The sequence below is a fragment of the Methylobacterium segetis genome (assembly GCF_004348265.1).
Lineage (GTDB): Bacteria > Pseudomonadota > Alphaproteobacteria > Rhizobiales > Beijerinckiaceae > Methylobacterium > Methylobacterium segetis.
Map to the genome: position 1 here is coordinate 21,770 of NZ_SMNT01000035.1, position 24,676 is coordinate 46,445.

Annotated in this window: 22 protein-coding genes; 7 read left to right on the plus strand and 15 right to left on the minus strand. The window is 70.9% G+C overall.

What is annotated here, in order from left to right; genetic code table 11:
• Nucleotides 1-56: 56 nt before the first annotated feature.
• The 3 genes from ybgF to E1J50_RS11190 form a co-directional block, all read right to left on the minus strand.
• On the minus strand, nt 57-1,031 hold the full coding sequence (gene ybgF / locus E1J50_RS11180; protein WP_132253516.1) for a tol-pal system protein YbgF: 975 nt from the start codon (nt 1,029-1,031) through the stop codon (nt 57-59).
• 99 nt (nt 1,032-1,130) lie between these two features.
• Nucleotides 1,131-1,631 carry a peptidoglycan-associated lipoprotein Pal gene (gene pal, locus E1J50_RS11185; RefSeq protein ID WP_132253518.1) on the minus strand — a complete coding sequence of 167 codons (501 nt, stop codon included), beginning with the start codon at nt 1,629-1,631 and terminating at the stop codon, nt 1,131-1,133.
• 283 nt (nt 1,632-1,914) lie between these two features.
• Entirely contained in the window at nt 1,915-2,943 is a 1,029-nt protein-coding gene (locus E1J50_RS11190; protein WP_132253520.1) for a WcbI family polysaccharide biosynthesis putative acetyltransferase, read from the minus strand.
• 97 nt (nt 2,944-3,040) lie between these two features.
• On the opposite strand from E1J50_RS11190, the gene E1J50_RS11195 reads away from it, so the two are divergent.
• Nucleotides 3,041-4,108 carry a GSCFA domain-containing protein gene (locus E1J50_RS11195; RefSeq protein ID WP_132253523.1) on the plus strand — a complete coding sequence of 356 codons (1,068 nt, stop codon included), beginning with the start codon at nt 3,041-3,043 and terminating at the stop codon, nt 4,106-4,108.
• A gap of 7 nt (nt 4,109-4,115) precedes the next feature.
• On the opposite strand, the gene hemC is transcribed toward E1J50_RS11195, so the two are convergent.
• The 3 genes from hemC to kdoO all read right to left on the minus strand — a co-directional run bounded on the left by hemC (nt 4,116) and on the right by kdoO (nt 6,308).
• Nucleotides 4,116-5,039 (minus strand): hydroxymethylbilane synthase, encoded by a 924-nt coding sequence (hemC, locus tag E1J50_RS11200; RefSeq protein ID WP_132253525.1) that lies wholly within the window; start codon nt 5,037-5,039, stop codon nt 4,116-4,118.
• A 78-nt stretch (nt 5,040-5,117) separates the two neighbouring features.
• Nucleotides 5,118-5,417, minus strand: coding sequence for an antibiotic biosynthesis monooxygenase family protein (locus E1J50_RS11205; protein ID WP_132253527.1), 300 nt, complete (start codon nt 5,415-5,417; stop codon nt 5,118-5,120).
• A gap of 24 nt (nt 5,418-5,441) precedes the next feature.
• Entirely contained in the window at nt 5,442-6,308 is an 867-nt protein-coding gene (gene kdoO / locus E1J50_RS11210) for a Kdo hydroxylase KdoO (protein WP_132253530.1), read from the minus strand.
• A gap of 178 nt (nt 6,309-6,486) precedes the next feature.
• Here kdoO and E1J50_RS11215 point away from each other — a divergent pair, with 178 nt between their 5' ends.
• The gene (locus E1J50_RS11215) at nt 6,487-6,933 is read left to right on the plus strand and encodes an RNA polymerase subunit sigma-70 (protein ID WP_132253532.1); all 447 of its coding nucleotides are present in this window, start codon (nt 6,487-6,489) and stop codon (nt 6,931-6,933) included.
• A 60-nt stretch (nt 6,934-6,993) separates the two neighbouring features.
• Nucleotides 6,994-7,293 (plus strand): hypothetical protein, encoded by a 300-nt coding sequence (locus E1J50_RS11220; protein ID WP_132253535.1) that lies wholly within the window; start codon nt 6,994-6,996, stop codon nt 7,291-7,293.
• 65 nt (nt 7,294-7,358) lie between these two features.
• On the opposite strand, the gene E1J50_RS11225 is transcribed toward E1J50_RS11220, so the two are convergent.
• Nucleotides 7,359-7,832: an Hsp20 family protein gene (locus E1J50_RS11225; RefSeq protein WP_132253537.1), complete on the minus strand. Its 474-nt coding sequence runs from the start codon at nt 7,830-7,832 to the stop codon at nt 7,359-7,361.
• A gap of 190 nt (nt 7,833-8,022) precedes the next feature.
• Between E1J50_RS11225 and E1J50_RS11230 the strand changes: the two genes are divergently transcribed.
• Nucleotides 8,023-9,012, plus strand: coding sequence for an alpha/beta fold hydrolase (locus E1J50_RS11230; RefSeq protein ID WP_132253539.1), 990 nt, complete (start codon nt 8,023-8,025; stop codon nt 9,010-9,012).
• Between the two features lie 15 nt (nt 9,013-9,027).
• On the opposite strand, the gene E1J50_RS11235 is transcribed toward E1J50_RS11230, so the two are convergent.
• From E1J50_RS11235 to E1J50_RS11255, 5 genes are all read right to left on the minus strand, one after another.
• Nucleotides 9,028-9,552 (minus strand): SixA phosphatase family protein, encoded by a 525-nt coding sequence (locus E1J50_RS11235; protein ID WP_132253565.1) that lies wholly within the window; start codon nt 9,550-9,552, stop codon nt 9,028-9,030.
• 11 nt (nt 9,553-9,563) lie between these two features.
• Nucleotides 9,564-10,544, minus strand: a complete 981-nt coding sequence (locus E1J50_RS11240; protein WP_132253541.1) for an aldo/keto reductase — start codon at nt 10,542-10,544, stop codon at nt 9,564-9,566.
• 70 nt (nt 10,545-10,614) lie between these two features.
• The gene (locus E1J50_RS11245) at nt 10,615-11,466 is read right to left on the minus strand and encodes an AAA family ATPase (RefSeq protein ID WP_132253543.1); all 852 of its coding nucleotides are present in this window, start codon (nt 11,464-11,466) and stop codon (nt 10,615-10,617) included.
• An 82-nt stretch (nt 11,467-11,548) separates the two neighbouring features.
• The gene (locus E1J50_RS11250) at nt 11,549-12,199 is read right to left on the minus strand and encodes a hypothetical protein (RefSeq protein ID WP_132253545.1); all 651 of its coding nucleotides are present in this window, start codon (nt 12,197-12,199) and stop codon (nt 11,549-11,551) included.
• Nucleotides 12,196-13,404 (minus strand): ATPase, encoded by a 1,209-nt coding sequence (locus tag E1J50_RS11255; RefSeq protein WP_132253547.1) that lies wholly within the window; start codon nt 13,402-13,404, stop codon nt 12,196-12,198. Before E1J50_RS11255 ends, E1J50_RS11250 begins: the two co-directional genes overlap by 4 nt.
• Before the next feature lie 336 nt (nt 13,405-13,740).
• Between E1J50_RS11255 and E1J50_RS11260 the strand changes: the two genes are divergently transcribed.
• Entirely contained in the window at nt 13,741-15,582 is a 1,842-nt protein-coding gene (locus E1J50_RS11260; RefSeq protein ID WP_132253549.1) for a cation:proton antiporter domain-containing protein, read from the plus strand.
• Nucleotides 15,583-15,591: 9 nt separating this feature from the next.
• Here the strand turns inward: E1J50_RS11260 and E1J50_RS11265 are convergent, their stop codons facing one another.
• Nucleotides 15,592-15,996, minus strand: a complete 405-nt coding sequence (locus tag E1J50_RS11265; RefSeq protein ID WP_132253552.1) for a hypothetical protein — start codon at nt 15,994-15,996, stop codon at nt 15,592-15,594.
• 296 nt (nt 15,997-16,292) lie between these two features.
• On the opposite strand from E1J50_RS11265, the gene E1J50_RS11270 reads away from it, so the two are divergent.
• The gene (locus E1J50_RS11270) at nt 16,293-17,468 is read left to right on the plus strand and encodes a vWA domain-containing protein (RefSeq protein ID WP_132253554.1); all 1,176 of its coding nucleotides are present in this window, start codon (nt 16,293-16,295) and stop codon (nt 17,466-17,468) included.
• Between the two features lie 29 nt (nt 17,469-17,497).
• On the opposite strand, the gene E1J50_RS11275 is transcribed toward E1J50_RS11270, so the two are convergent.
• Nucleotides 17,498-17,818, minus strand: a complete 321-nt coding sequence (locus E1J50_RS11275) for a 2Fe-2S iron-sulfur cluster-binding protein (protein WP_132253556.1) — start codon at nt 17,816-17,818, stop codon at nt 17,498-17,500.
• Nucleotides 17,819-18,006: 188 nt separating this feature from the next.
• Nucleotides 18,007-18,345 (minus strand): Hpt domain-containing protein, encoded by a 339-nt coding sequence (locus E1J50_RS11280; protein ID WP_132253559.1) that lies wholly within the window; start codon nt 18,343-18,345, stop codon nt 18,007-18,009.
• Nucleotides 18,346-18,605: 260 nt separating this feature from the next.
• Here E1J50_RS11280 and E1J50_RS11285 point away from each other — a divergent pair.
• On the plus strand, nt 18,606-24,676 hold a 6,071-nt coding region (locus E1J50_RS11285; RefSeq protein WP_132253561.1), incomplete at its 3' end, for an apolipoprotein A-IV repeat region-like domain-containing protein.

Below are 24,676 nucleotides of genomic sequence, written 5' to 3' on the forward strand. Positions count from 1 at the left end.
TGTCGCTGGCGACGGGGCGCGGCGCGGCAGGCGCCGGCCACAGGTGCGCGACATGCTCAGGCGGCGCAGCGGGCGCGCTTCTGCTCGCGGGTCACGCCCTGGCGGACATTGGCGGAGGCGCTCGGGAACTTCCGCTCCAGCTCGGCGAGCGTCGCGCAAGCCTGCTCGCGTGCGCCGAGGGCGTGAAGAGAGGCGCCGAGCTTGAGCATCGCCTCGGGGGCCTGGGGCGAGCGCGCGTAGTCGGTCGAGACCTTCAGGAACTGCTCGGCCGCCTCGCGGTTGCGGTTGCGCTGGAGATAGCTCTCTCCGAGCCAGAAGGTCGCCGCGGGCACCAGACCGTCGCGCGGGTGCGATTGGATGAACTGGCGCAGGCTCATTTCGGCCTGCTCATACTGGCGCTGGAGGATGTAGGCGTAGGCCACCTCGTAATCGCCCTTGGCGTCGCCGCTGCCGGTCGCCGCGACGCTGGCCTTCGGCCGCGCGGCCGGCGGGAGGGCGCCGGTGGTGCCGATGCGCGAAGGCGGGGTCAGGTCGACCGGCGCGTCGTAATCCGGTGCCGTCCCCTCGCTCTCCGCCTCCTCGCCCGCGTCGATGGCGGCCGCGGGCAGGCGCGCCGGCGCAACGGGTGCGGCCTGCACCGCCATGGGCGCGGAGGGCGCGGTGGGCGTCGTGGTGCCGAGCTGCTGCGGCGCGCCCGGCCTTCCGGGATTCTGGTCCGGGTCGAAGGCGTCGCCGCGCTTCTGGGGCTTCCCCGCACCGGGGTTGGCGCCGTTCACGGGCGCGGCCCCGGCGGGCTTGCCGCCGCCGCCCTTGCCCTCCTGCAGGCGGAACTCGACGTCCTCCTGGAACTTGCGCAGCTGCTCCTTGAGCTGGCGGTTCTCGTACTGGAGGGTCTCGATCTGCCCCGCCATCATCCGCGACTGGTTCTCCAGCCGGTTGAGGCGCACCACGAACTCCGAAGCGTCCTGCGCCGCCGCCGGGAGGGCGAGAAGCAGGCTGAGGCTGAGCGCGAGCAGGAGGCGGCGAAACATGGCTTGGGCCGATCGTTGCAGCGATGGTGCGCCGCGAGATCCGCGGCGCGCCCGCACTATCAGATGCGCCGCGCGGCGGCAAAAATGCGGCGACCGCGGCTACGAGCCGGCGCCGCGGTCGAGCACGGTGACGGCGCGGCGGTTCTGCGACCAGCACGAGATGTCGTTGCAGACCGCGACCGGCCGCTCCTTGCCGTAGGAGACGGTGCGGATGCGCCCGCTCGCGATGCCGCGGGAGGCGAGATAGTCGTTCACGGCCTGGGCGCGGCGGGCGCCGAGCGAGAAATTGTACTCGCGGGTGCCGCGCTCGTCCGCGTGGCCCTCGATCAGGAACGTGAAGCGCGGATAGCGCTGCAGCCAGGCGGCCTGCTTGTCGAGCGTGGCGGTGGCGGTGGGCGTCAGGTCGGTCGAGTCCGATTCGAAGAAGACGCGGTCGCCCACGTTCACCACGAAGTCCTGGGCGCTGCCCGGCGTCGCGGCGCCGGCCCCGAAGGCGGATGCGTCGGCGAGGTCCTTGTCGTTGCTGCAGGCTGCGACGCTGAGCGCGGCGGCGAGCACCGCGGCGAGCGGGAGCACGCGGTTGCGCGCGGTCTTGAGCATGATGGTCGTTCTCCTCGGGCGGCGCCGAAGGCCGGCTGCGGTCTTCGAGGCGGTCTCCGCACTCCTGATGGCTCTGTTCTAAGGCCGAGCGGGTTAAGCGAATGTTCCGTCAACCTTGACGGTGCGTATCGAACATCCCCCGGATGCGGCGGATGTGTTTCCGCGCACCTTCGGCGTCGTCCGGGCGGCAAGGTCTCACCCGCGGAATGGGGCGCGGCTGCGGCGCCGGGGAGAAAGGGCGCCGTTCGCGGCGCGGCTGTGGTGCAGCGGCAACAGGGCGGATTCAGGCCCGCGCGGCCTCGAGCAGCGCGCGGATCTCCGGCGTCGCGAGCCAAGCGTCGACCCGGGCGCAATGCAGCGCGTCCCCGGGCTGCGCGTCGTAGATCGCGAAGCTGGCGCGCAGGAAGCTCTCCAAATCGAACAGAGCCGGGAAGGCCCCTCCCACGGGCTTGTTCTTGAACAGGTACGAGCCCGTGAAGCCGAACGTCTCGGCGACCTCCGGGTAGACCGGCCAGACCACGTCGCGGATCAACTCGTCGCCGAGATAATCGGCGACCGCGACCGGTTCCGGCGCGAGACCGCTCTCCGCCAAGAGGCGGCGGGCGATGTCCTCGACGACCATCGCCTTCGGATGGTTGATGATGTGCATGAAGGAGCCGGCCCGCGCCCAGCGCAGGATCTCCCGGTCGAGGGGAAATCCGATCTCGGCCGCGCTCGTCAGGAGTTCGCGCGAAGCCGCGTCCCAGACATCAAGGTACCCGAGCGGCGCGAAGACCTCCTCCCGAAACAGCGTGATCGCCTGCGGCAGGGTGAGGCCGAGCCGGTGCGCCGCGAGAGCCAGAGCCGAGTGGTAGAGCCCCATCGGCGAGGGCGCGAAGTGTGGACGACCGCGCTCCGGGCGACCGAGGACGTAGAGCGTGTCGGGGTGGAAGGCCGTGAACACGATCGTCGGGAACAGGACGATCCCGGGGCGGGCCGCGCGCAGCGCGTGGATATCGCCGCCCGGGATCAGGTCCGCCGTGAATTGCTGCGCGAAGACGTGATCGTAGGCTCCGAGGGCCCGCGCGAGCGTGTCGATATGTCCGTGATCTCGCTTCAGACGCCCGAAGGGCACGAGGTCGACCGCGCTCGCCGGCGCGAGGAGGCGCATCGCCTGCGCGATGGCTCGAGCTTGACAATTGCCGAGGACGGCGATCTTGGGCCCCCGACGGCCAGCCGTCGCCGTCTGGCGGGTTTGCCACGGCTTCGCCCAGGATGGTGCCGATAATCCGACGGCTCTGAACGCACGCCGGTGCAGGGTCGAGAGGGCCACGTGATGCGTCGGGTCTGAGCTCGTGGGATCGCGGACGTCCGGGCGCCGTCGCCGGCCGGAATGCAGCCGCCCGAGGCGGAGTTGAAGAGGCCGAGATATGGCGTTGAACCCCTACAGCGATCTACCGGCCGAGCGTTTCTGGCGCAAGGCGGTGGCCGGCGTGGCGCCGTTCGCGGTCGATCCGCGGCCCCGCACCGACTTCGCGATCTCCCGGGACGATCGGGTCGCCACCGGGGGGTCCTGCTTCGCTCAGCGCGTCGCGCAGGCCCTGCGCGCGGCGGGCTTCAACTACTACGTGACCGAGGCCGCGCCGGACGGGGTCGGGCCGGCCGAGGCCGAGGCGCGCCAGTTCGGCCTGTTCACGGCGCGCTACGGCAACCTCTACCTGTCGCGCCAGTTTCCGCAGCTGTTCGACCGCGCCTTCGGCCTGTTCGAGCCGGAGCTGAAGGCTTGGCAGCGGGAGGACGGGCGCTTCGTCGATCCGTTCCGCCCCACCGTCGAGCCGGCCGGCTTCGAGAGCCCCGAGGCGGTCATCGCCGCGCGCGAGGGACATTTCGCGGCGGTGCGCCGGATGTTCGAGACCCTCGACGTCTTCGTGATCACCCTCGGCCTCACGGAGGGCTTCCGCTGCCGGAGCGACGGGGCCGCGCTGCCGCTCGCGCCCGGGGTCGCGGGTGGGACCTTTGATCGCGATCACTACGAGTTCGTGAACGTCACCGCGGGCGAGGTCGCGGCCGACCTGCGCGGCCTCCTCGACCGGCTGTGGAGCGTGAACCCCTCTGCGCGGGTCATCGTGACGGTCTCGCCGGTGCCGATCATCGCGACCTACCTGCCCCAGCACGTGATGATCGCGAACAACTATTCGAAGTCCGTTTTAAGAGCAGGCGCGGGCGAGGCCTGCGCCATCGCCGATCCGCGCCTCGTCTATTTCCCGTCCTACGACCTTGTTGCGAGCAACGTGAATGCCGGGCGCTACTACGACGAGGACCAGCGCAGCATCAACGATGCCGGCGTGCGCCACGTCATGCGCTGCTTCCTGTCGACCTTCGCCCCCGACCAGGCCCGCCCGGCTGTCGCACGTTCCGCCGCGGACTCGGCCGCGGAGTTCGAGGGCACGGCGGGCGTGATCTGCGACGAGGAGCAGATCGAGCGGAGCGTCGCCTAGGCGACGCCTATTTCAGGTGTTTCGCGTAGGTGTCGCCGGCCTGCGCCTTCAGGTCGGCGCCCGCCTCGCGGCCGATCGCCTCGGCATCGGCGATCGGCCCGGAGCGCGAGACGCCCCAATGGGCGCTCCCGTCGGCCAGGAAGAGCAGCCCGTCGAGGCGCAGGGTCTCGCCGTCGATCCGCGCGAGCGCCGCGATCGGGGTCCGGCAGGAGCCGTCGAGCTCGGCGAGCAGCGCCCGCTCGGCGGCGATCTCGGTCGTCGTGCGGGCGCAGGCGATCGGAGCCAGCAGGGCACGGATGTCCGCATCGCCCTCGCGGCACTCGATGCCGAGCGCACCCTGCGCCACCGCCGGCAGCATCTCGTCCACGGAGAGGACGCTGCGCGCCATGGCCTCGAGGCCGAGCCGCTGAAGGCCCGCCAGCGCCAGCAGGGTCGCGTCGCACTCGCCCGATTCGAGTTTGCGCATCCGGGTGTTGGCGTTGCCCCGCAGGGGCACGATCCTGAGATCGGGCCGGTGCATCAGCACCTGCGCGCCCCGCCGCAGCGAGGAGGTGCCGACGCGCGCGCCGGCCGGCAGGTCGGCGAGGCCCGCCGCGTGCGGCGACAGGAAGGCGTCGCGCGGATCGTCCCGCTCCAGGATGCAGGCGATGACGAGCCCCTCGGGCAGCCAGGTCTCGACGTCCTTCATCGAGTGCACGGCAACGTCGATCTGGTCCGCGTAGAGAGCCTGTTCCAACTCCTTGGTGAACAGGCCCTTTCCACCGATCTCGGAGAGCGGCCGGTCGAGCACCTTGTCGGCGACCGTCGTGATGACGACGATCTCGGTCTCGAGCCCCGGATTGGCCGCCACGATGCGGTCGCGGACCATGCCCGTCTGGGCAAGCGCCATCGGCGAGCCGCGGGTGCCGATGCGGAGGGGACGTTGGATCATGGGGTGGCGGGCGCTTGTGTCGTCGGGGTCGTTGCGACAGGCGTAGCTGTTCGGCGCAGGTCTGTCACCGCACCGCCGTCAGAAGGCCTGCAGCGTCAGTTCCGTGTGCTCCACGCTCGGCGGGCTCTCGAAATACGGCGAGACCATCGCCCGGTAGTCCTTCCAGGCCTGCGAGCCGGTGAAGTCCTCGGTATGGGCTTCCAGCGTCTCCCACTCGATCAGGAGCCGGTAGCGCTGCGGCTTCTCGACGGAGCGGCGGACCGTGAAGGAGCGGCAGCCCTTGGCTGCGCGGAAGATGGCCGAGGCCTCGCGGATGCCGGCCTCGAACGCCGCTTCCGCGCCTTGCCTCACGTCGATCTGGGCGATCTCGAGAATCATCGATCGGGTCCTGTGCGTGACATGTCAGCGGAGAGGTCGGCCGAGCTTGGCCGCGAGGATGCGCTGGGGGCTCTTCTCGGGGTGGGCCTGCGCCGTCACGGGCAGGTAGGCCGTCTGCTCCAGCATGTATTGCCCGCCCATGGCGCCGTGCATGACGAGGTCCGAGAAGGTCACCCAGGTCTGGCCGGGCAGGAACGTGACATCGGCCTGCGGCGCCGTCTCCTGATAGGCCGCGTCCTGCTTCAGGGCGTCGTGCAGGTGGAGCATCAGATGGTCGTATTCCGAGCGCTTCGCTTTGGTGATGCGCAAGGTGGCGAGCAGGCGCGCGGAGAGCGGCGAGTAGCCCGGCAGCCGCGGCAGGAATTTCTCCGCCATCGACCCGAAATCCTCGCCGACCCGCCAGCGGCGTGGCTGGCCGCTCGGGTTGATGTTGCGGAAGACGCGCAGGATGCGCTTCTCGCCGATCGGGTTCGAGGGGAAGGCGTCGACGTGGAGCCGCGTGTCGTCGCGCCGCCAGCTCAGCTTGCGCCGGTCGACGTCGAAGGGCCGGTAGGAGGTGCCGGCGAGGCTGATCCGGCCCGTGTATTCCGGCAGGAAGCGGTCGATCAGGCCCTGAGCGAAGGAACGGTAGCGGATCAGGACTTGGCGAAGCGCCTCCTGCTCCTCCGGAGAGCCCGCCGCGCCCTTGAGGGCCGCCGCCTCGCCACGGATGTTCACGTTCTTCGCCTTGCCGTCGGCGAAGGGCCGCTCGACGAAGCGGGTCTCGAAGGCGCTGAAGGGGAAATCGAGATCGGGGAACATCAGCACCGCCCCGTCCTCCAGCGCCTGCGCCAGGGAGCGCGCGCCCGGCGCGGCGTCGGCGCCGGAGACCGTCAGGATGGGGCTGATCATGCTGGGATACATCCTCGTGCCGCGCCGCTCGCCCGCGGTGTAGCCGAGGGGCGTGCGCCAAGCCAGCGCCGCGCGTTTTCCGGTGGATGAATCGGGGCGCGGGTTGTCAGGCCGGACCCTGCGCACCACGATTCAGCGAGCGCCGTTCCGGTCGGCGCGTCCCGCGAGGTAGCGGCCCATGGCGACGCTGAAGGAATTCGAGGAGGCCCTGCGCGAGCACGGCATGAACATGGCGCTCGCCCTGCTGGAACGCCTGCGCGAACGCGACCGCGCCACCCGCACGGTGAAGCCGGCCCGCCGCCTGACGGGCCAGAAGATGACGCCGGACCTTGCCCGGGCCATCCTCGACCTCCACGCCTCGACCGGCATGACGCAGCAGGAGATCGCCTTCAAGGTCGGGGTGAACCAGGGCCGTGTGAACGAGGTGATCAAGCGCGGCAAGTGGCTCAGCGACGATCCGCACGCGCCCGAGGCCGTCGCCCGCGACAAGGCCATCGCCCGGATGCGGGGCGACCCTCGCCCCCGCAAGGCTGCGCGCCCCGCGAAGTCGGCCCGCGGCATGAAGGAGCCCGCAGCACCGCGCAAGGGCACGAGCCAGGGGCAGCTCGCCTTCGGCGACCTGTGAGGCGCCGGAGCCTGAGCCATCATTCGAGCGTTGCCATCGGTCCATCCCGAGGGACCTCCGATGACCCGCCTCGCCCTTCTCGCCCTCGCGGTCACGCTCGCCAGTCCGGCGGCGCAGGCTCAGCGCCAATCCACCACCGACCTCACCTGCCCTCAGGCCCGAGGCATCGTGGCCCGGGCCGGCGGCATCGTGCTCGGCACGGGCGGCCCGACCTACGACCGCTTCGTCCGCGACCGCAATTTCTGCGCTCCGACCGAGTACACCCGGGCCGCCTACGCGCCGACGCGGACGGACCCGCGCTGCTTCATCGGCTACACCTGCTTCGAGCCGGGCCGCGGAGATTGGTTCGGCGATTATTGAGGATGGCGCCCAACGAAAACGCCCCGGCCGCTGGCCGGGGCGCTCCAACTCCGAACGAGCCGCGATCAGGCGGCCTGCTGGACCTGACCCTCGATCGCGGGCGCCTCGGCGGGGCGGCCGGTGGCGATCTGGATCTGGCGCGGCTTCTTCGCCTCCGGAATCTCGCGGACGAGATCGATATGGAGGAGGCCGTTCTCGAGCACCGCACCCGTCACCTGGACGTAGTCGGCCAGCTGGAACCGGCGCTCGAAGCCGCGGGCGGCGATGCCCTGGTGCAGCACCTCGACACGCTTGGCCGCGTCGGCCTTGCGGTCGCCCTTCAGGGTGAGCGCATTCTCCTTGACCTCAATCGACAGATCGGCCTCGGTGAAGCCGGCGACCGCGACCGTGATCCGGTAGGCGTTCTCGCCGGTGCGCTCGATGTTGTAGGGCGGGTAGCTCGGCACCGAATCGGCGCTCACATACTGGTCGAGGGCCGAGAAGAGACGGTCGAAGCCGACAGTCGAGCGGTAGAGGGGAGCAAGATCGAACTGACGCATCACATATTCTCCACAAGAAGCAACATGCTATCTGCAAGGTCCGCCCAGGGGCCGGACCGGTATCGCGCCGCCTGATGGCCGGCGCAGACTGGATATCGGGGCACTCCCGCCACGCTGCAAGAGCTCGAATGCTGCCGAATCGCGAAATTTTTGCGGCCTCCCTCATTTTTTCCGGACGAGCCCTGAGCCGATGCTGACCCTGCGTTCCACGCCCGGCAATCCCGTCCCGCCCGGCGGCGTCCTCGTCCCCGTGCGCACCGCCGACGGGCTCGAATTGCGCGCGGCCACCTGGCGGCCGACGACCCGGACGGTGAAGGGCACAATCTGCCTGTTGCAGGGGCGCGCCGAGTTCATAGAGAAGTACTACGAGACGATCGGCGACCTGCGCCGCCGCGGCTTCTGCGTCGTCGCCTTCGATTGGCGCGGCCAGGGCGAGTCGGCCCGGGAGGTCGACAATCCGCACAAGGGGCATGTCGCCCGCTTCGACGATTACCGGCTCGACCTTCTTGCCGTCGCGGAGAGCGTCCTGACGCCGCTGATGCCGCGCCCGCATCTCTGCCTCGCCCATTCGATGGGCGGATGCGTCGCCTTCACCGGCTCGCTCGAAGGCTGGCTCCCCTTCTCGCGCCTCGTCACCGTCGCGCCGATGCTGTCGATCAGGATGGTCAGCTGGCCGGCCGGCGTGTCGGTCCTCGCCCGCACCCTGCAGCGGCTCGGGCTCGGTACTCGCTTCGTGCCCTTCGGCAGCGCGGTCTCCATCGCCTCGAAGCCGTATCCCGGAAACCGCCTCTCGCGTGATCCCGAGCGATATGCCCGCAACGCCGCCGCTGCGACGGCGGTCGGGGCCGGCGCTGTCGGAGACCCGACCGTCGCGTGGCTGGCCGGCGCCTTCCGGGCCATGGCGCGCCTGCGCGATCCGCGCGTGCCGCCGCGCATCACGGTCCCGACGCTCATCGTCGCCGCGGGCGCCGACCCTGTCTGCGGCACGGCCCAGACGGAGCGCTTCGCCGCTCGCCTGAAGGCCGGTCACATCCTGGTGCTGCCGGATGCCCGCCACGAGATCCTCTCGGAGCGCGACGCGGTCCGTGCGGACTTCTGGGCCGCCTTCGACGCCTTCATGCCGGGAAGTCTCGCGCTGGAGGATGCGCATGACGGGGCGCCGGCCGCTATCAGCGCCTGAGCGTTCCCGAGGGCGTCACTCGTCGAGGTCGGCAGCGAGGTCCTTGGGCCTTACGAAACGTTCGAGCGTGCCGCCGCCCCAGCCGATCTCGGACCACGAGGCGGCCTCGAAATCGATCACCGCGACCGCGGCGGTCGGAAACTCGGTCCGCAACCGGTTACGGGCCGCCGCGTCGCCGCGGCCGACGAGTTTGACGGCGAGATCCTGCATCCCCGGATTGTGGCCGACGAGGATGACGCGACCGGCCTCGTCCGGGGCGCTGCGGATCGCTGCGAGGAGCGCCGAGGCCGGCGCCTCGTAGATCGTCCGCACGGTTTCGGTCCGCACCGCTCCGAGCGCAGCCGCGACCGCTTCCCAGGTCTCCTGCGTGCGCGCGGACGGTGAGACCAGCGCGAGATCGGGCCGAAGCTCCTCATCGGCGAGATAGCGGCCCATCAGGGGGGCCGCCTGCCGGCCGCGGGGATTGAGCGGGCGGTCGAGGTCGCGCAGCCCCGGCGGCCGGTCGGACTTCGCGTGGCGCAGGAGGATGAGGCGGCGCAAAGGCATGATTCTCAGGCGAAGCCGACGACGGGATGAGGCACGTAGGGCTGCTCCAGCGCCCTCACCTCCTCGTCGGTGAGGACGAGATCGAGGGCCGCCACAGCATCGTCGAGATGGGCCGGCCTCGAGGCGCCGACGATCGGGGCAGCGACGCCTGGTTTGCTCATCACCCAGGCGAGCGCGATCTGCGCCCGGCTGACGCCGCGCGCCCTCGCGATCTCGGCGACCATGCGGACGATCGCCCGGTCGGACTCCTCGGCGGCGCCATAGAGCGTGCGGCCGTAATCGTCCGAATCCTGGCGGCGGCTCGTCTCGTCCCAGTCGCGGGTGAGCCGCCCGCGGGCCAGAGGGCTCCAGGGCAGCAGCGCCACCCCCTGGTCGGCGCAGAGCGGGTGCATCTCGCGCTCCTCCTCGCGATGGAGGAGGTTGTAATGGTCCTGCATCGTCGCGAAACGGGTGGAGCCCCTCAGGTCGGCGGTGAAGAGCGCCTTGGCGAATTGCCACGCGAACATCGAGGACGCGCCGATGTAGCGGGCCTTGCCCGCCTTCACCACGTCGTGGAGGGCTTCCAGCGTCACCTCGATCGGCGTGTCGTAGTCCCAGCGGTGGATCTGGTAGAGGTCGATGTAGTCGGTCCCGAGCCGCTTCAGGCTGGCGTCTATGGCCGAGAAGATCGCCTTGCGAGAGAGGCCGCCCGCGTTCGGCTGGTCCTTCAGCGGGAAGAAGCACTTCGTCGCCAGCACGATCGCGTCGCGGTCGGCATGGTCGCGCAGCGCCCGCCCGACGATCTCCTCGCTGGTCCCGTCCGAGTAGAAATTCGCCGTGTCGAAGAAGTTGATGCCGAGGTCGAGGGCTCGCTTGATCAGCGGGCGACTCTCGTCCTCGCCCATCGTCCAGGGATGAGGTCCCCGCTCGGGCACGCCGTAGGTCATGCAGCCGAGACAGATCGCGGAGACGTCGAGGCCGGTGCGGCCGAGCTTCTTCATGCGCATGGCGGGCTGTCCGTCGGGATCGCGGGGCGAAATCCCTATCTGGGCCGCCGGAGCCGGATCGCCAGGGCTCTCAGCCGCCCCTGCCCTCCCGGCGCATCATGAAGGCGAGCTTCTCGAACAGGCTCACGTCCTGCTCGTTCTTGAGGAGCGCGCCGTGCAGCGGCGGGATCAGCCGGCGCGGATCGCGCTCGCGCAGCTCCTCGGGGCCGATATCCTCCGAGACGAGGAGCTTCAGCCAGTCGAGGAGTTCCGAGGTGGAGGGCTTCTTCTTGAGCCCAGGCGCCTCGCGGATCTCGAGGAACACCCGCAGCGCCTCCTCCACGAGCCGGTGCTTGATGCCCGGGTAATGCACGTCCACGATCTGCTTGAGCGTCTCCGCGTCCGGAAACTTGATGTAGTGGAAGAAGCAGCGGCGCAGGAACGCGTCCGGCAGTTCCTTCTCGTTGTTCGAGGTGATGATCACGATCGGGCGACGCACGGCCCGCACCGTCTCGCCGGTCTCGTAGACGTGGAACTCCATCCGGTCGAGCTCGGTGAGCAGGTCGTTCGGGAATTCGATGTCGGCCTTGTCGATCTCGTCGATCAACAGCACAGGGCGCTCGGGCGCCGTGAACGCCTCCCAGAGCTTGCCGCGGCGGATGTAATGGCCGATCTCGGAGACGCGCGGGTCGCCGAGTTGCGAGTCTCGGAGCCGCGAGACCGCGTCGTACTCGTAGAGGCCCTGCTGCGCCTTCGTGGTCGACTTGACGTTCCAGGTCAGGAGCGGGGCGCCGAGCCCCTTCGCGATCTCCTCCGCCAGCACCGTCTTGCCGGTGCCGGGCTCGCCCTTCACGAGAAGGGGCCGCTCCAGCACGATGGCGGCGTTGACCGCGACCGTCAGGTCGGTCGTCGCGACGTAGGACTCGGTTCCGGTGAAGCGCATCGGCGTCTCGCGGCTGCGGGCTGAGGTCGCCCGGTTACGCGGCGGAGGCCGAGCTCGCAAGCGGGATGCCGTTCGGCGCGCTCTATAACGACTTGCCGTCGTGCCAGACGCAGTTGCTGGCGAGGATGCCGAGGTTGACGTCCGATTTCTGCGGCTGCGGCAGCACCTTGCCGTCCATGGCGAGGTCGATCTTGATCTCGACCTGACCCTTCGGCTCGTTCGAGCGGCGGGAGAAGTAGCAATATTGCTGGAACGGCTTGTCCTCGTTCGCCCGGAAGTTCCAGCCGGAAACGATCTGCCCGTCGAGATAGGGGACCTGCTTGAACACGGTGAAGGTCGTGTTCACCGGCGCCTTCGAGGCCGGGGTCGCGTCCTGGCCGAGCTGGGCCTGTGTCGGCGTCGGCACGCCGCCGCCGCCCTTCGGCAGGCCCTCGACGCGCAGGGTGTTGTCGGTGAGGGTGACCTCGCCCTTGGTCTTCAGGGTCACGTCGGAGAGGGCGGCCTGCATCGCGGCGGCGATGCGCTCGGCCGCCGTGTCGAACTGGTTCAGGGTGGCGTAGCCGTAGGCCGCGGCGCCGATGCCGACGCCGAGAAGCGCGGAGAACACGCCCGCACCCGCCGCGCGGAACAGGAAGGCGCGGGCCGCGACGATGCGAGCCTCCGCCCGCAGGCGACCGTTGACGTGCTGCGCGAGCGCGACGTTCTCGGGTGATCCGGGGGCGAGATAGCTCATGCACCGGCTCCCGCGCTGCCCGCGGCCGGGCTCACCGCCGGCCCGGGACGCCGTTCGAGGGGGATCGCCGCGCCGGAAGCGACCGCGTCCTTCACCGATTTCTGCAGCGAGGCGTTGACCTCGCGCACGATGCCCTCCGCGAAGGGCGCCAGCATGTAGTTCGTCGCCTCGGGATTCACGGTGGCGCCGAGGTCGTCCTCGTCCATGAAGGTCTTGCGCACCGACACCGCGGAGAGGGCGAGGATCGTCGAGGCGAAGGCGGCGCAGAGGGCGGGCACGAACACGAAGATGCGCAGGAAGGCGTGGACCTGAGCATCCGTCACCTCGATCGGGTCGACGCCGTAGACCATCGCCGTGAAGGAATGCAGCTGCGAGCGGTTGACCGCTTGCCGGTAGGCCTGCTCGGCGTCGGCGACGCGCCGGTCGGCCGAGCCGCGGTCGAGTTGGGCGCGGGCCTTGCGCGCCTCCTCCAGGTCCTTCGTCAGGGCAGACCGGTCGGCGCCCGCCTTCGCGACGCTCGCCGAGAGCGTCGCGACGCGCGGATCGGTGACGCATTTCAGGTTCTGGTAGCGCACGCCCTTGCTGTTCGTCCCGAACACCTTCTCGCAGCGCTGCGCCGGCAGGCCCGCGAGTTGCGAGGCATTGTCGGCCGAGCGCTTCTCGATCTGGTCGAGTTCGTTCGTGTACTGCGCGACGCGGGCATCGGCCGAGGCGATGCGGGTGTCGAGGCTCGCCCGGTCGGCCTGGGCGTCCTTCAGCGCGGTCTTGGTGCGCGCGGCCTCCATCAGGCGAGGATGGAACATCATCTCGCCGAGCTGCGAGACTGACTTCGTGGTCACGCCCGCCGCGAAGATGATGCCGACGATGGCAAGGCCGCGCACGAAGTAGGAGCGCTGCGTGCGCGCCAGAATGCCGAGCGGCACGCGGCACAACTCGACCGCCGCGTAGACGAGCGGCGCGAGCAGCATGAAGTAGAAGCTCTGGTCGTTCCCGTCGCTGTAGACGCCGGCGAACAGCCATGCGCCCGCGAGCGAGGCGCCGATCACCATCGCCTCGACGAGGTAGGCGATGCCGACATAGCCCCACTTGATGCGGTAGCCCCGCTCGACGTGGCGCGCATGGCGCCACTTCTGGGATTCGAGGATCCAGTCGCGCTTCTCGCGCTGGACGTCCCGGCTCGGGGGCGAGTTGGACAGCCTGAACATGGGCACCCGGGTTCCGTGCTCCGCCACGAAAGGTTGAGCTTAACACTCCGTTAATCGATCGGCGTGTGCGGGACTTGTGCCGTTTTTGCGTTGCGTCAGGGCTATCCACCGCCAACGGTGCGGTGGTTGCCGAAACACCTCATGTCCTCGCTGATCGCGTCTGAAAGGCGCCGTCCGGTTGTTGCGCGACCGCGGCAGGCGTGGGATGGCCGCCGGGGCGGTGTGCGGACGCGCGGTTTGCGGTTGCCGGCATTCCCTCGCCCTCCCATGATCGCGGCATCGCTCCTGCTTGGCGGCCCGCGACCCCGCCCGACGAGAGGCTCACGCGGACAGCCGATGCCCGAGGTCCACGCCGGCTCCTACAAGGAAGCGATCCTCTTCCTCGTCACTGCGGGCATCGTCGTGCCCCTGTTCCACCGGCTTCGGATCAGCCCGGTGCTCGGCTTCATCGGCGCCGGTGCGCTTCTCGGCCCGTTCGGCCTCGGGCGCCTCGCGGACGAGGTGCATTGGCTCTCCGTCGTCACGATCGCGAACCGCACGGAGATCTCGCACCTCGCCGAATTCGGCGTGATCTTCCTGATGTTCATGATCGGGATCGAGCTGTCCTGGGAGCGCCTGCGCACGCTGCGCCGCCTCGTCTTCGGCCTCGGCTCGATCCAGGTTCTGTCCTCCGCCCTCGTCCTGGGCACGATCCTCTACGGCCTGCGGGTGCCGCTCGCGGGTGCGGTGATCGTCGGGCTCGCGCTCGCCCTGTCCTCGACCGCGGTCGTGCTGCCGGTGCTGGCCGAGCAGAAGCGCCTGAACACGCCCGCCGGCCGCGCGAGCTTCGCGGTGTTGCTGTTCCAAGACCTCGCCGTGGCGCCGATCCTGTTCGCCATCGCGGTGCTCGGGCGCAGCGACACCGCGAATGTTGGAGGGGCCTTGGCGCTGGCGCTTGGTCAGGCCGCGGTCGCCCTCGTTCTGATCGTCGTGGCGGGGCGCCTCGCCCTGCGGCCGCTGTTCCAGCTCGTCGCGCGGACGCGCTCGCCCGAGCTCTTCATGGCGGCCTGCCTGCTCACCATCGTGGCGACGGCGCTGACCGCGGCCGCGAGCGGGCTCTCGATGTCGCTCGGCGCCCTCGTGGCCGGCCTGCTCCTTGCCGAGACCGAGTACCGCCGCGCGATCGAGGCGACGATCGACCCGTTCAAGGGGCTGTTGCTCGGCGTGTTTTTCGTCTCCGTCGGCATGAACATCGATCCGGCGCAGCTCGTCGCGGCGCCGGGCACGATCCTCGGCCTCGCTTTCGCGCTGATCGTCATCAAGGCCGCCATGGTGCTCGTCGCCGCCCCCGTGATGAAGGTGACCCGGCCCGTCGCTCTGGAGGCCGCCCTGCTGCTGGCGCCCGGGGGCGAATTCGCCTTCGTCCTCGTCGGCGGTGCGATGACGGCGGGTCTCGTGCCGGAGGGCGTCGGCGGAGCGGCGCTCATCGTGACCACGGTGTCGATGGTCGCGATCCCGGCGCTCGCCGCGATCGGGCGGCGGGCCGGCAAGCGCATGGCCGGCTCCCAGCTCGGCCGCGCCCGGGCCGAGCCGCCCCCGGACAAGATGCAGAACCGGGTCATCATCGCGGGCTACGGCCGCGTCGGGCGGATGGTCGGCGAGATGCTGGCGCGCCACAAGATCCCGTATCTCGCCCTCGACTCGGACGCCGCCCGCGTCGCGGAGCAGCGGCGGCTCGGCAACCCGGTCTATTTCGGCGACTCGGCCAATCCCGAATTGCTGCGCCGCTGCGAGATCGCGACCGCACGCGCGCTGGTCGTCACCTTGGACAATCCGCGTGCCGTCGAGGCCGTCGTCGAGGCGGCGCGCGCCGAGCGGCGCGACCTCACCATCGTCGCCCGCGCCCGCGACGCGCGCCACGCCACGGCCCTCTACGACCTCGGCGTCGACGATGCCGTGCCCGAGACGATCGAGGCCTCCCTTCAGCTCTCCGAGGCCGTGCTCGTCGATGTCGGCGTGCCGATGGGCCTCGTCATCGCCTCGATCCACGAGCGACGCGACGAGTACCGCGTCATGCTGAAACGGAAGGAATCCGAGGCGCGCCCCACCTTCCGGGCGCGGCGGACGGTGGGCAAGACCGTCGAGGCGCGCGAGGCACCCGCGAAGGACGAGCCCGGCACCGTCAGCAAGCGCGCGTGATGCCCGGTTTCAGGGATGCGCCTGCGGGCCGTCCTCGCGCGGCGGTCGCGCGCGGGTCCGCCTCTCCGTCGGCTCGAAGCCGGGCGCGAAGCTGCACCGGTAGGTCACCGCGTCGGGCGGACCAATCGCCGTGTCGAGGGGCACCGTGACGGTGTCGCCCGAGAAGCGCCAGCGCCGCACGCCCTTGTCCCAATAGAGCCAGACCGTGGTGGGATGCCCCTTCACGGCGAAGATCGCGGCCTTGCGCGACAGGGCCTGGACGGTCCGGGGCTCGTACATGCCCTTGGCCCGGTAGGCGTCGCGCGCGGCCTCGGGTTGCCGGTCCATGAAGGTGTTCTGCACGATCTGAATCGTCGCGCCGGGCCTCTCAAGGAACCGCTTGAAATCGCTCAGGGAGCGCAAGACGACGGCCATGACGCACTCCTACTAGAGCCGACCGCTGAGGTTACATCCTGTGCATGAACCGTGCCTGATCTCGTCTTGATTTCGATGACAATGAAGTGCCGGTCGCGAGAGACTCGTGATGACCTATCAACAGGAAACGGGACTTATACCCAGGATTCCTGTTCGCGTCCGGCCGGCGCATCTGTCGGTCATTCGGTCAGATACTACTTCTGCTTGAATCAAGTCCAAACAGGTTGCGGCTGCCTCCGACCCCGCGATCGCGCGTGCCGCTTGACCTCGCCCCCCGCTTGCGCCGATCTCGCGCGATGCTGTTGCAGTTCTTCACCGCCCTCCGCGAGGCCAAGGTTCCGGTCACCTTGCGCGAGTACCTGACGCTGCTGGGCGCCCTCGAGCGCGATCTGGCCGGCAAGCGGGTGGATGAGTTCTACCTCCTTGCCCGGACCGCCCTCGTCAAGGACGAGCGCAACCTCGATCGGTTCGATCGGGTCTTCGGCACCGTCTTCAAGGGCTTGGAGACGCTGGCGGAGGGGGCTGCGCCCAGCGCGATCCCGGAGGAGTGGCTGCGCAAGCTCGCCGAGAAGTACCTCACCGAGGCCGAGAAGGCCGAACTGAAGGCGCTCGGCTGGGACAAGCTGTTCGAGACCCTGAAGCAGCGCCTCGCCGAGCAGAAGGAGCGGCATCAGGGCGGCTCGAAATGGATCGGCACCGGGGGGACTTCGCCTTTCGGTGCCTATGGCTACAACCCGGAGGGGATCCGCATCGGGCAGGACGGCAACCGCAACTTCCGCGCCGTGAAGGTGTGGGACAAGCGCGAGTTCCGCGACCTCGACGACGGCGTCGAGCTCGGCACGCGCAACCTGCGCCTCGCCCTGAGGCGCCTGCGCCGCTTTGCCCGGACGGGGGCCGCGGAGGAGCTCGACCTCGACGGTACGATCCGCGAGACCGCTCGTCAGGGGTATCTCGACGTGAAGCTGCGGCCGCAGCGTCGCAACGCCGTCAAGGTGCTGCTCTTCCTCGACGTCGGCGGCTCGATGGACTGGCATGTGGAACTTGCGGAGGAGCTGTTCTCAGCCGCGCGGTCCGAGTTCAAGCACTTCGCGCACTTCTACTTCCACAACTGCCCCTATGAGGCGGTGTGGACCGAGAATGCGCGCCGGCACGATGCGCGCACGCCGCTCCTCGACGTGATCCGGACCTATCCGCCGGATTACCGGGTGGTCTTCGTCGGCGACGCCTCGATGAGCCCCTACGAGATCGCGATGCCGGGGGGCTCGGTGGAGCACTGGAACGAGGAGGCCGGAGCGGTCTGGCTGCAGCGGGTTCTCGACCATTTCCCGAAGGCGGTCTGGCTGAACCCGGTTCCGCACGAGAACTGGGCCTACACCCAGTCGATCGCGATGGTCCGGCGGATTGTCGCCGAACGCATGTTCCCGCTGACGTTGGAGGGGCTGGACGGGGCGATGCGGGCCCTCGTGCGCTGAAGCCTGCCGCCCGGCTCCTGACCTTGCCGCTAACCTTGCCGCGCGGGCGTCGTCACGCTCAGCCCGTCGAGTTCGGACGTGATCCGGATCTGGCAGCAGAGACGGGAATTGTCGCGCACGTCGCTCGCGAAATCGAGCATGTCCCGCTCCATGTCCTCGGCGGTCCCCACGACCTCCGCCCAGGGCTCGTTGACGTAGACGTGGCAGGTCGCGCAGGCGCAGGCGCCCCCGCATTCCGCATCGATGCCGGGCACGTTGTTGCGCAAGGCCGTTTCCATCACGGTCGCGCCGACGCTGCCCTCGACCGTTCGGGCCGTGCCGGCATGGTCGACATAGGTGATCTTCGGCATCGCGGGCTCCAGGCTCGTCCAACGGGCGACAACGGTCGTGCGGCGGCGCCTGCTTGGCGGGGCCGGAAGCGGATTGCAAGCGCGCGCGCACCGAGAACAGAGATTCTTGGGCCCTTACGCCGAAGCGCGGCCCCTGTTCCCGCTCGCAAAGCCGGGACCGCTTTTGCCGCAGGGGAGTGCGAGCAGCATCACATGGCGCGCGGGCGGTCGATCTCCGCGAGCGCTGCGGCGACCGCCCGCTCGAGCGCTTCGAGATCGGCCATCCCGGTCGCGCCACCTCGTCGCAGATCCTCCTCGACCCGCGCGGCCGACGCCGCCACGGCCGCGGCGCCGACCCCGAGCGCCGACCCCTTCAGGGTATGCGCCCGGTCCGCCCGCTCGCCGGCCGACACCCCGGCGTTGACGATGCCGGGGAGCAGCGCGCGGCACTGCCCTGCGAAGAGGCCGAGCAGTTCCGCGGCCAGAGGCTTGTCGCCGAAGGTCTGCGCGTCGAGATGGGCACGGTCGATGGCGGGTTCGTCCTGCACCGTACGGGAGCCCTCGTGCTATCCACAGGAGCGCCCGTGGCCACGGCAACCGTTTAAGCCTTGGGGCGCCAAGGGATAAAGCGGTCTGCGCGGCCCGACCGGCCGTGTGGTAACCATTCCGTTAAGGTTTTTTCGAGCGCTCCGTCGGCTCGGGTATCCGGGGCCGCCGCCGAGGGCTAAACTTCCTTGGTAAACGGGAATTTCTGTCTCCGCTTCCGGACGCGGCCGGCGGCGCGGGACTGCGCGTGGCGAGGCGTTGCATGGCGACCGAGAAAAAGCTGAAGGATCCGGCGGAGGCGGCGCTGTCTGCGATCGAGCAGGCGCTGAACCTCGACCTCCTGACGCCTGGTGCCGAGAAGCGCTCCGAGCCGCGCCTGCCGGATGTCGGCGACAACGACCCGCTGGACGAGCCGAACGGCCGCCAGACCCCGCCCCGCCTCAGCTTCGACGAGCCCCTCGCCTCGGACGTGCCGCCGCCGGACCGCAACCGGCCGCATCGCGAGGGTGGTCTCCTGCCGCCGGACCGCTCCCTCGTCGCGAACGACGACCGCCGCAACATCGGCATCCTGCAGCAGACCCTGCGGGTGCGGCCCTCGCGCAAGCCCTACCTGATCGCCGCCGCCGCCTCCTTCCTGTGGCTCAACAGCCTCGTCCTCCTGGCCTGGAGCCAGTCCGGCGGCGAGCTGAAGGGTTTCCTTCTCGGCCTGACCGCCTTGCAGGCGACCGTCGGTGCCGCCGCGGTGCTGGGCCCCATCCTGCTCTTCCTCATCACCGCGATGCTGGCGGTGCGCGCGCAGGAGATGCGCCTCGTCGCCCGCGCGGTGGGCGAGGTCGCGGTGCGCTTGGCCGAGCCCGAGAGCTTCTCGACGGACGCGGTGCTCACGATGTCGCAGACCGTGCGCCGCGAGGTCGCCGCCGTCGGAGACGGCGTCGAGCGGGCGCTGGCCCGCGCGGGCGAGCTGGAGACCCTGGTGCGCGGCGAGATCGCCACGCTGGAGCGTGCCTATTCCGACAACGAGATCCGCATCCGCTCCCTCGTCGACGAATTGGTCGCCCAGCGCGAGTCGATCGTCGCCAATGCCGAGCGCGTGCGCGGCGCGATCGCGGGCACGCATCAGAGCCTGAGCCAGGACTTGGAGGGGGCGGCCGAGCGCATCGTCACCGCGATGACGGGCGCGGGCGAGCGCGTGACCAGCGCTCTCGACCAGAGGGGCGAGGCCATCACGAGTGCGCTCGGCGATCGCGGCGACGCGATCACGGCGGCGCTCGCTGAGGCGGGCGACCGTGTCGTCGAGGTCGTGTCCGGGCGCGGCGACGACCTCGTCCAGCGTCTCGTCACCACGAGCGAGGGCGTGCGTTCGAGCCTGACCGAGGTCGGAAACGCCCTCACCCAGTCCCTGGAGAACCGCGCCGACGAGGTGACGCGCGCCTTCGAGCGCACCGGCAGCCTGCTGACCTCGACCCTCGCCGACAATGCCGGGCAGGTGGCCCGCACCCTGGCCGAGACGGGGACCGGCGTCATCGAGGCGCTGGACCGCCAGGGCGGCGCCGTACGCGAGAGCTTCGAGCGGTCCGCGCAGGGGCTGGAGAGCGCCTTCCTGTCCCGTGGCAGCGAGCTCACCGAGCGCTTCTCGTCGACGGGCGGCGAGATCACGGCGCGCTTCGCCGAGATCGGCGAGGGGCTGCGAGCGCATTTCGCCGCCACCGGAACCGCGCTCACCGACGATCTGGCCGGACGCGGTGCCGGCCTGCGTGCGGAGATCGAGGCCGCGGGCGCGAACGTGTCCGAGATGATCGAGTCCCGAGGCCGCGAGACCCAGGCCGGGCTCGCCCTCGCCGCGAGCGGTATCGTGGAGAGCTTCTCCCAGCGCGCCACGGGCCTGCGCGACGACCTCGTCGGCTCGGTCGAACGCCTCGCGGACACGATGGGCCGCAACGGCGGCGAGCTCGCCGAGCGCATCGAGGCGGTCGCCGACCGCCTGCACGAGACGATTTCCGTTCAGGGCTCGGGCCTGGAGACCAACCTCGCCGCCGCCGGCGAGCGCCTCGGGAGCCTCGTCGTCACGCGCACCGACGCCGCCACGCAGGCCCTCGAGGGGGCTTTCGCGAGCCTTGGGGCGACCTTCGCGTCGAACGCGGAGGCCACCCTCGCGACCCTGCGCGCCACCGTCGAGGGCCTCAACGCCGATCTCGGCGGGCGCTCCGCGGAGGCGGCCGACACGATCCGCCGCAGCGCGGAGGAGACCACGGTCGCCCTGGGCGCGAGCACGGCCGAAGCCGCACAGGCCCTGCGCCGCTCGGCGGCGGGCGCCACGGGCGAGCTGGAGGCCCGCACGGTCGAGGCGGTGCAGATCTTCGAGCGCCGGCTCTCCGCCACCGCCGAGGCCCTGGCCACCCGGACCGAGGAGGCCGCCGCACAACTGCGCGACCTCACCGAGTCGGCGACGGGGGCCGCCGCCGAGCGCGCCGCCGCGCTCGTGGCCCGCTTCACGGAGGCGACCGAGGCGCTGCGCACCGCCTCCGACACCGGCGCGAGCGCGCTGGAGACGCGCGCCGCCGGCCTTCTGGCGGATTTCCGGAGCCAGGCCGAGGGCCTGCACGGGCAGATGGGCGACCGGGTCGAGACGTCGCTCGAAGCGCTGCGGCGCACGCTGGCGGAGCTTCAGGCCGCGGTCGCGGAGCGCACCGAGGAGGCGACGGGCGCCATCGCGCGGGCGGCCGACGCCCTGGGCACCGACATTGCCACGCGGATCGGCGACGTCGAGACCGCCTTCGGCACGCACAGCCGCGGCATGACGGACCTGATCACGCAGCATGCGGAGGAGGCCCATGGCCGCCTCGCGACGACCGGCCGCGACATCGTGCTGGCGGTGGCGAGCCAGGGCGCGAGGGTCGCCGACGCCCTCAACCAGACCGGTGCGAGCTTCGCCGAGACCGCGGAGAGCCGAGCCCGCGCCATGGACGAGGTGCTCGGCAACCGGCTCGCGGCCCTGCAGGAGACGATCGCGCGCGGCGACATCCTGGCCGATCGCATCTCCCGCGACACGAACTCCCTGAGCGAGGTTGTCACCGGCCGCCTGGAGGAGATGGATCGCGTCATCACGGTCCAGGGCAAGGCGGTGGCCGAGAGCATCGCCGAGCGCGCCCGCGAAGCGCGGGAGATCGTCGAGACTCATCTCGGTGCCCTCGAAGAGCGCACGGCGAAGCGCTCGGAGGAGATCGGCGAGACCTTCGCCACCCTCGTGACCCATATCGACGGCCATCTCGGCACCCGGGCCACGGCCCTCAACGAGGCCCTGATCGTGCGCACCGGCGAGATGGCGCGGATCATGGCCGAGGGCAGCCGCGACCTGATCCAGGCGCTGGACGCCCGGGCCGACAACATGGCTCAGGACATCGCGGCCCGCTCCGCCAGCCTGGGCGACGCCCTCGCCGCCCGCAGCGCCGAGATCGGCGAGCGGCTCGACGGCCAGACCCGCGACCTCGCCCAGCGCCTCGACGAGGGCGCGAGCCGCTTCGACACCGGCGTCCTTGCCCGGCTCGAGGCCATCGGCACGGCGCTGGAGGAGCGCAGCCGCCTCATCGACGAGACCTTCGGCTCGCAGGCCTTCGAGGCGATCCGCCTGATCGAGGCGCGCACGCGCTCCGTGGACGAGGACCTCGCCAGCCGTACCCGCGAGTTGATCGACCTGATCCAGACCCGGACCGGAGAGGCGGACGCGGCGCTCGCCGCTCGCGCGGACGCGATCCGCGCCGCCTTCGCCGAGCGCGCGGACGGCCTCGGCCAGCTCATCGACGAGCGCACCGCGGCGATGTCGAGCGAGCTCGACGAGAAGGGCCGCATCGTCTTTGGTGCGATCGGTGGCCGCGTCACCGAGCTGGCACGCCTGTTCGACCGGGGCGGCACCTCCCTCGCCGAGCTCATCGAGAGCCGCGGCGACAGCGTGCTCGCCAAGCTGCGCGAGACCATCGCCGAGGCCGACAGGATGCTCGGCGACGGAGAGGGCCGCCTCGGCCGCACCCTCGACACCCGCACCGCGGACATTTCGGCGCTTCTCGACGAAGGCGTCCGGACGGTGCACGGGCTCCTCGACGCGCGGACGAGCGAGATGCGCATGCTCCTCGACAGCCACGCCCGCACGCTCAGCGACAGCCTCGACGGGCGCCTCGGCCCGCTGCACGACGCTCTCGACGAGCGCGGCCGCGACCTCGTTGCCACCATCGAGACGACGCTCGGCCGCGCGGCGGGCAGCCTCGACGACCGGACGCGCCACCTCGGCGGCCTGTTCGACGAGCGCCTGCGCGACCTCGACGCGCTGGTCGAGGGCCGCGGCCTGCATCTCGCCGAGACGGTCGACGCGCGCGCTCAGGGTCTGCGCGCCCTGTTCGACGAGGTGCTGCACGGGCTCGATCGTCTGGTCGAGACCCGCACCGGCGCCTTCACCGAGCAGGTCGACGCCCGCAGCCGTACCCTGGCCGGCCTGTTCGACGAGCGTCTGCGCGAGCTCGACGGGCTGGTCGAGGGCCGCACCGCCGCGCTTGCCCGCACCATCGAGGCGCAGGGAAGCGCCCTCACGCAGGCGGTCGATTCGCGCAGCGAGGCCTTCACGGGTCGCATCGACAGCCGCATGAAGACCTTCGCGACCCTCGTGGCCTCTCGCGGCGACGCGCTGGCGACCGCCTTCGACGACCGCCACGACGCCTTCGCCGCGCTGATCGAAGAACGCATCGTCGCGATGGCGGCCGCCCTCGACGAGCGGGCGCGCAGCCACGCGGCCCTCGCCGACGCGCACACGGAGGCGCTGGGCGCGGCCCTCGACGAGCGCAACGCCACCGTCGCCGCCCTCTTGGACGAGCGCAACCGGCAGATGTCGGAGGGCTTCGAGCGCCGCTCCGCGGCCCTCGGCTCCCTGGTCGATTCGCGCGGCGAGGCGCTGTCCCGTCGCCTCGCCGAGAGCGCCGAGCGCATCGTCCGCGCCATCGAGGAGCGCGGCGGGGCCCTCGTCTCGCATGTCGACGATCGCGGTCAGGCCGTGGCCGAGACGCTCGGCAGCAATGTCGAGCGGCTGCGGGCGGTGATCGACGGCCCGGTCCTTCACCTCGCCGACGCTCTTGCCGAGCGCGGCGACGCGATCGAGCGGGCGCTCGCCGAGACCGGCACGCCGCTGGTCGAGGCCCTGCGCGCCCGCACCGAGGAACTCGTCGCCCAGTCGGGCGAATCCGCTCGCCTCCTCCGCGCGGCGATCGAGGACGGGGCCTCGCGCACCGTTGCCGGGCTCGCAGAGACGAACGACCGCCTGCGGCGCGACCTCAACGGCGTCCTCGCCCGCATCGAGCAGGCGAACGACGCGCTCAAGGATCTCGTATCGGGCGCGGGAGACAACCTCGGCGCGATCGAGACCGGGCTCGCGGGCCGGGTCCAGCAGGTCGAGGCCGCGCTTGCCGAGATCGCGGCGGAGACCAGCCGCGCGACCGAGGGCGTCTCGACGCAGGTCGCCGCCCTGAAGGCGGTGTCGGAGGGCGCCCTGCAGGAGGCGTCGGAACTGGCGGCGTCGCTCGACCGGCACGGGCGGGCCCTCGCCGAGCGGGCGAGCGCGCATGTGCGCACGCTTGCCGAGGCCGCAGGCACGCTGGAGACGGTCGAGGGCCGCCTCTCCGAGACCCTCTCCGGGCGCGAGGGCGCCGTCACGGCCGCGCTCGCCGCCATCGAGGGCCGCTCGTCGGATCTCGAGGCGCAGACGGCTCGCTTCGGCCAGATGATCGAGGAGACCCTGCGGGCGGCCGAGGAGCGGGCCCGGAGCGTCGGCGCGAACCTCTCGAAGGCCGCGCAGCAGGCGGGTGCCACCGTCACCGGCGAGTTCGAGCGCCTGCGCTCCGGCGCAGGGGCGGAGAGCGAGCGGACCACCGAGGCCGTGCGGAGCGCCATCGAGGCCGCCTCGCAGCAGATGCGGACCGTCTTCGAGGAATCGCAGGCCCGCTTCGGCGAGTCCGTGGCGAGCATGCGGGAGATGGCCTCGGCCATCCGCTCGGAACTCGAAGCGACCCGGGCCGATCTGGGCCGGGGCGTCCTGGAGATCCCGCGCGAGACGCAGGATGCGACGAGCGAGATGCGCCGCGTCGTCTCCGACCAGATCAAGGCGCTCAACGAGCTGTCGGCCCTGGTCTCGCGTTCGAACCGCTCCATCGACGTCTCTCTGCCGCAGGCCGTCGAGCAGCGCCGTGTGGCCGAGGCGGGTCGTCCGGCCTCGCCGAACGTGCGCGCCTCGTCGGCACCGGCCGCGGCCGGCCCCGCCCCGCGGGCGCCCGCGGCCGCGATGGGCGCGCCGCAACC

Bases quoted from the DNA above. Each gene is read 5' to 3' on its own strand.
- ybgF (WP_132253516.1), bottom strand. From the start codon at position 1,031: ATGTTTCGCCGCCTCCTGCTCGCGCTCAGCCTCAGCCTGCTTCTCGCC.
- pal (WP_132253518.1), bottom strand. From the start codon at position 1,631: ATGCTCAAGACCGCGCGCAACCGCGTGCTCCCGCTCGCCGCGGTGCTC.
- E1J50_RS11195 (WP_132253523.1), top strand. From the start codon at position 3,041: ATGGCGTTGAACCCCTACAGCGATCTACCGGCCGAGCGTTTCTGGCGC.
- hemC (WP_132253525.1), bottom strand. From the start codon at position 5,039: ATGATCCAACGTCCCCTCCGCATCGGCACCCGCGGCTCGCCGATGGCG.
- E1J50_RS11205 (WP_132253527.1), bottom strand. From the start codon at position 5,417: ATGATTCTCGAGATCGCCCAGATCGACGTGAGGCAAGGCGCGGAAGCG.
- kdoO (WP_132253530.1), bottom strand. From the start codon at position 6,308: ATGATCAGCCCCATCCTGACGGTCTCCGGCGCCGACGCCGCGCCGGGC.
- E1J50_RS11215 (WP_132253532.1), top strand. From the start codon at position 6,487: ATGGCGACGCTGAAGGAATTCGAGGAGGCCCTGCGCGAGCACGGCATG.
- E1J50_RS11220 (WP_132253535.1), top strand. From the start codon at position 6,994: ATGACCCGCCTCGCCCTTCTCGCCCTCGCGGTCACGCTCGCCAGTCCG.
- E1J50_RS11225 (WP_132253537.1), bottom strand. From the start codon at position 7,832: ATGCGTCAGTTCGATCTTGCTCCCCTCTACCGCTCGACTGTCGGCTTC.
- E1J50_RS11230 (WP_132253539.1), top strand. From the start codon at position 8,023: ATGCTGACCCTGCGTTCCACGCCCGGCAATCCCGTCCCGCCCGGCGGC.
- E1J50_RS11240 (WP_132253541.1), bottom strand. From the start codon at position 10,544: ATGCGCATGAAGAAGCTCGGCCGCACCGGCCTCGACGTCTCCGCGATC.
- E1J50_RS11245 (WP_132253543.1), bottom strand. From the start codon at position 11,466: ATGCGCTTCACCGGAACCGAGTCCTACGTCGCGACGACCGACCTGACG.
- E1J50_RS11250 (WP_132253545.1), bottom strand. From the start codon at position 12,199: ATGAGCTATCTCGCCCCCGGATCACCCGAGAACGTCGCGCTCGCGCAG.
- E1J50_RS11255 (WP_132253547.1), bottom strand. From the start codon at position 13,404: ATGTTCAGGCTGTCCAACTCGCCCCCGAGCCGGGACGTCCAGCGCGAG.
- E1J50_RS11260 (WP_132253549.1), top strand. From the start codon at position 13,741: ATGCCCGAGGTCCACGCCGGCTCCTACAAGGAAGCGATCCTCTTCCTC.
- E1J50_RS11265 (WP_132253552.1), bottom strand. From the start codon at position 15,996: ATGGCCGTCGTCTTGCGCTCCCTGAGCGATTTCAAGCGGTTCCTTGAG.
- E1J50_RS11270 (WP_132253554.1), top strand. From the start codon at position 16,293: ATGCTGTTGCAGTTCTTCACCGCCCTCCGCGAGGCCAAGGTTCCGGTC.
- E1J50_RS11275 (WP_132253556.1), bottom strand. From the start codon at position 17,818: ATGCCGAAGATCACCTATGTCGACCATGCCGGCACGGCCCGAACGGTC.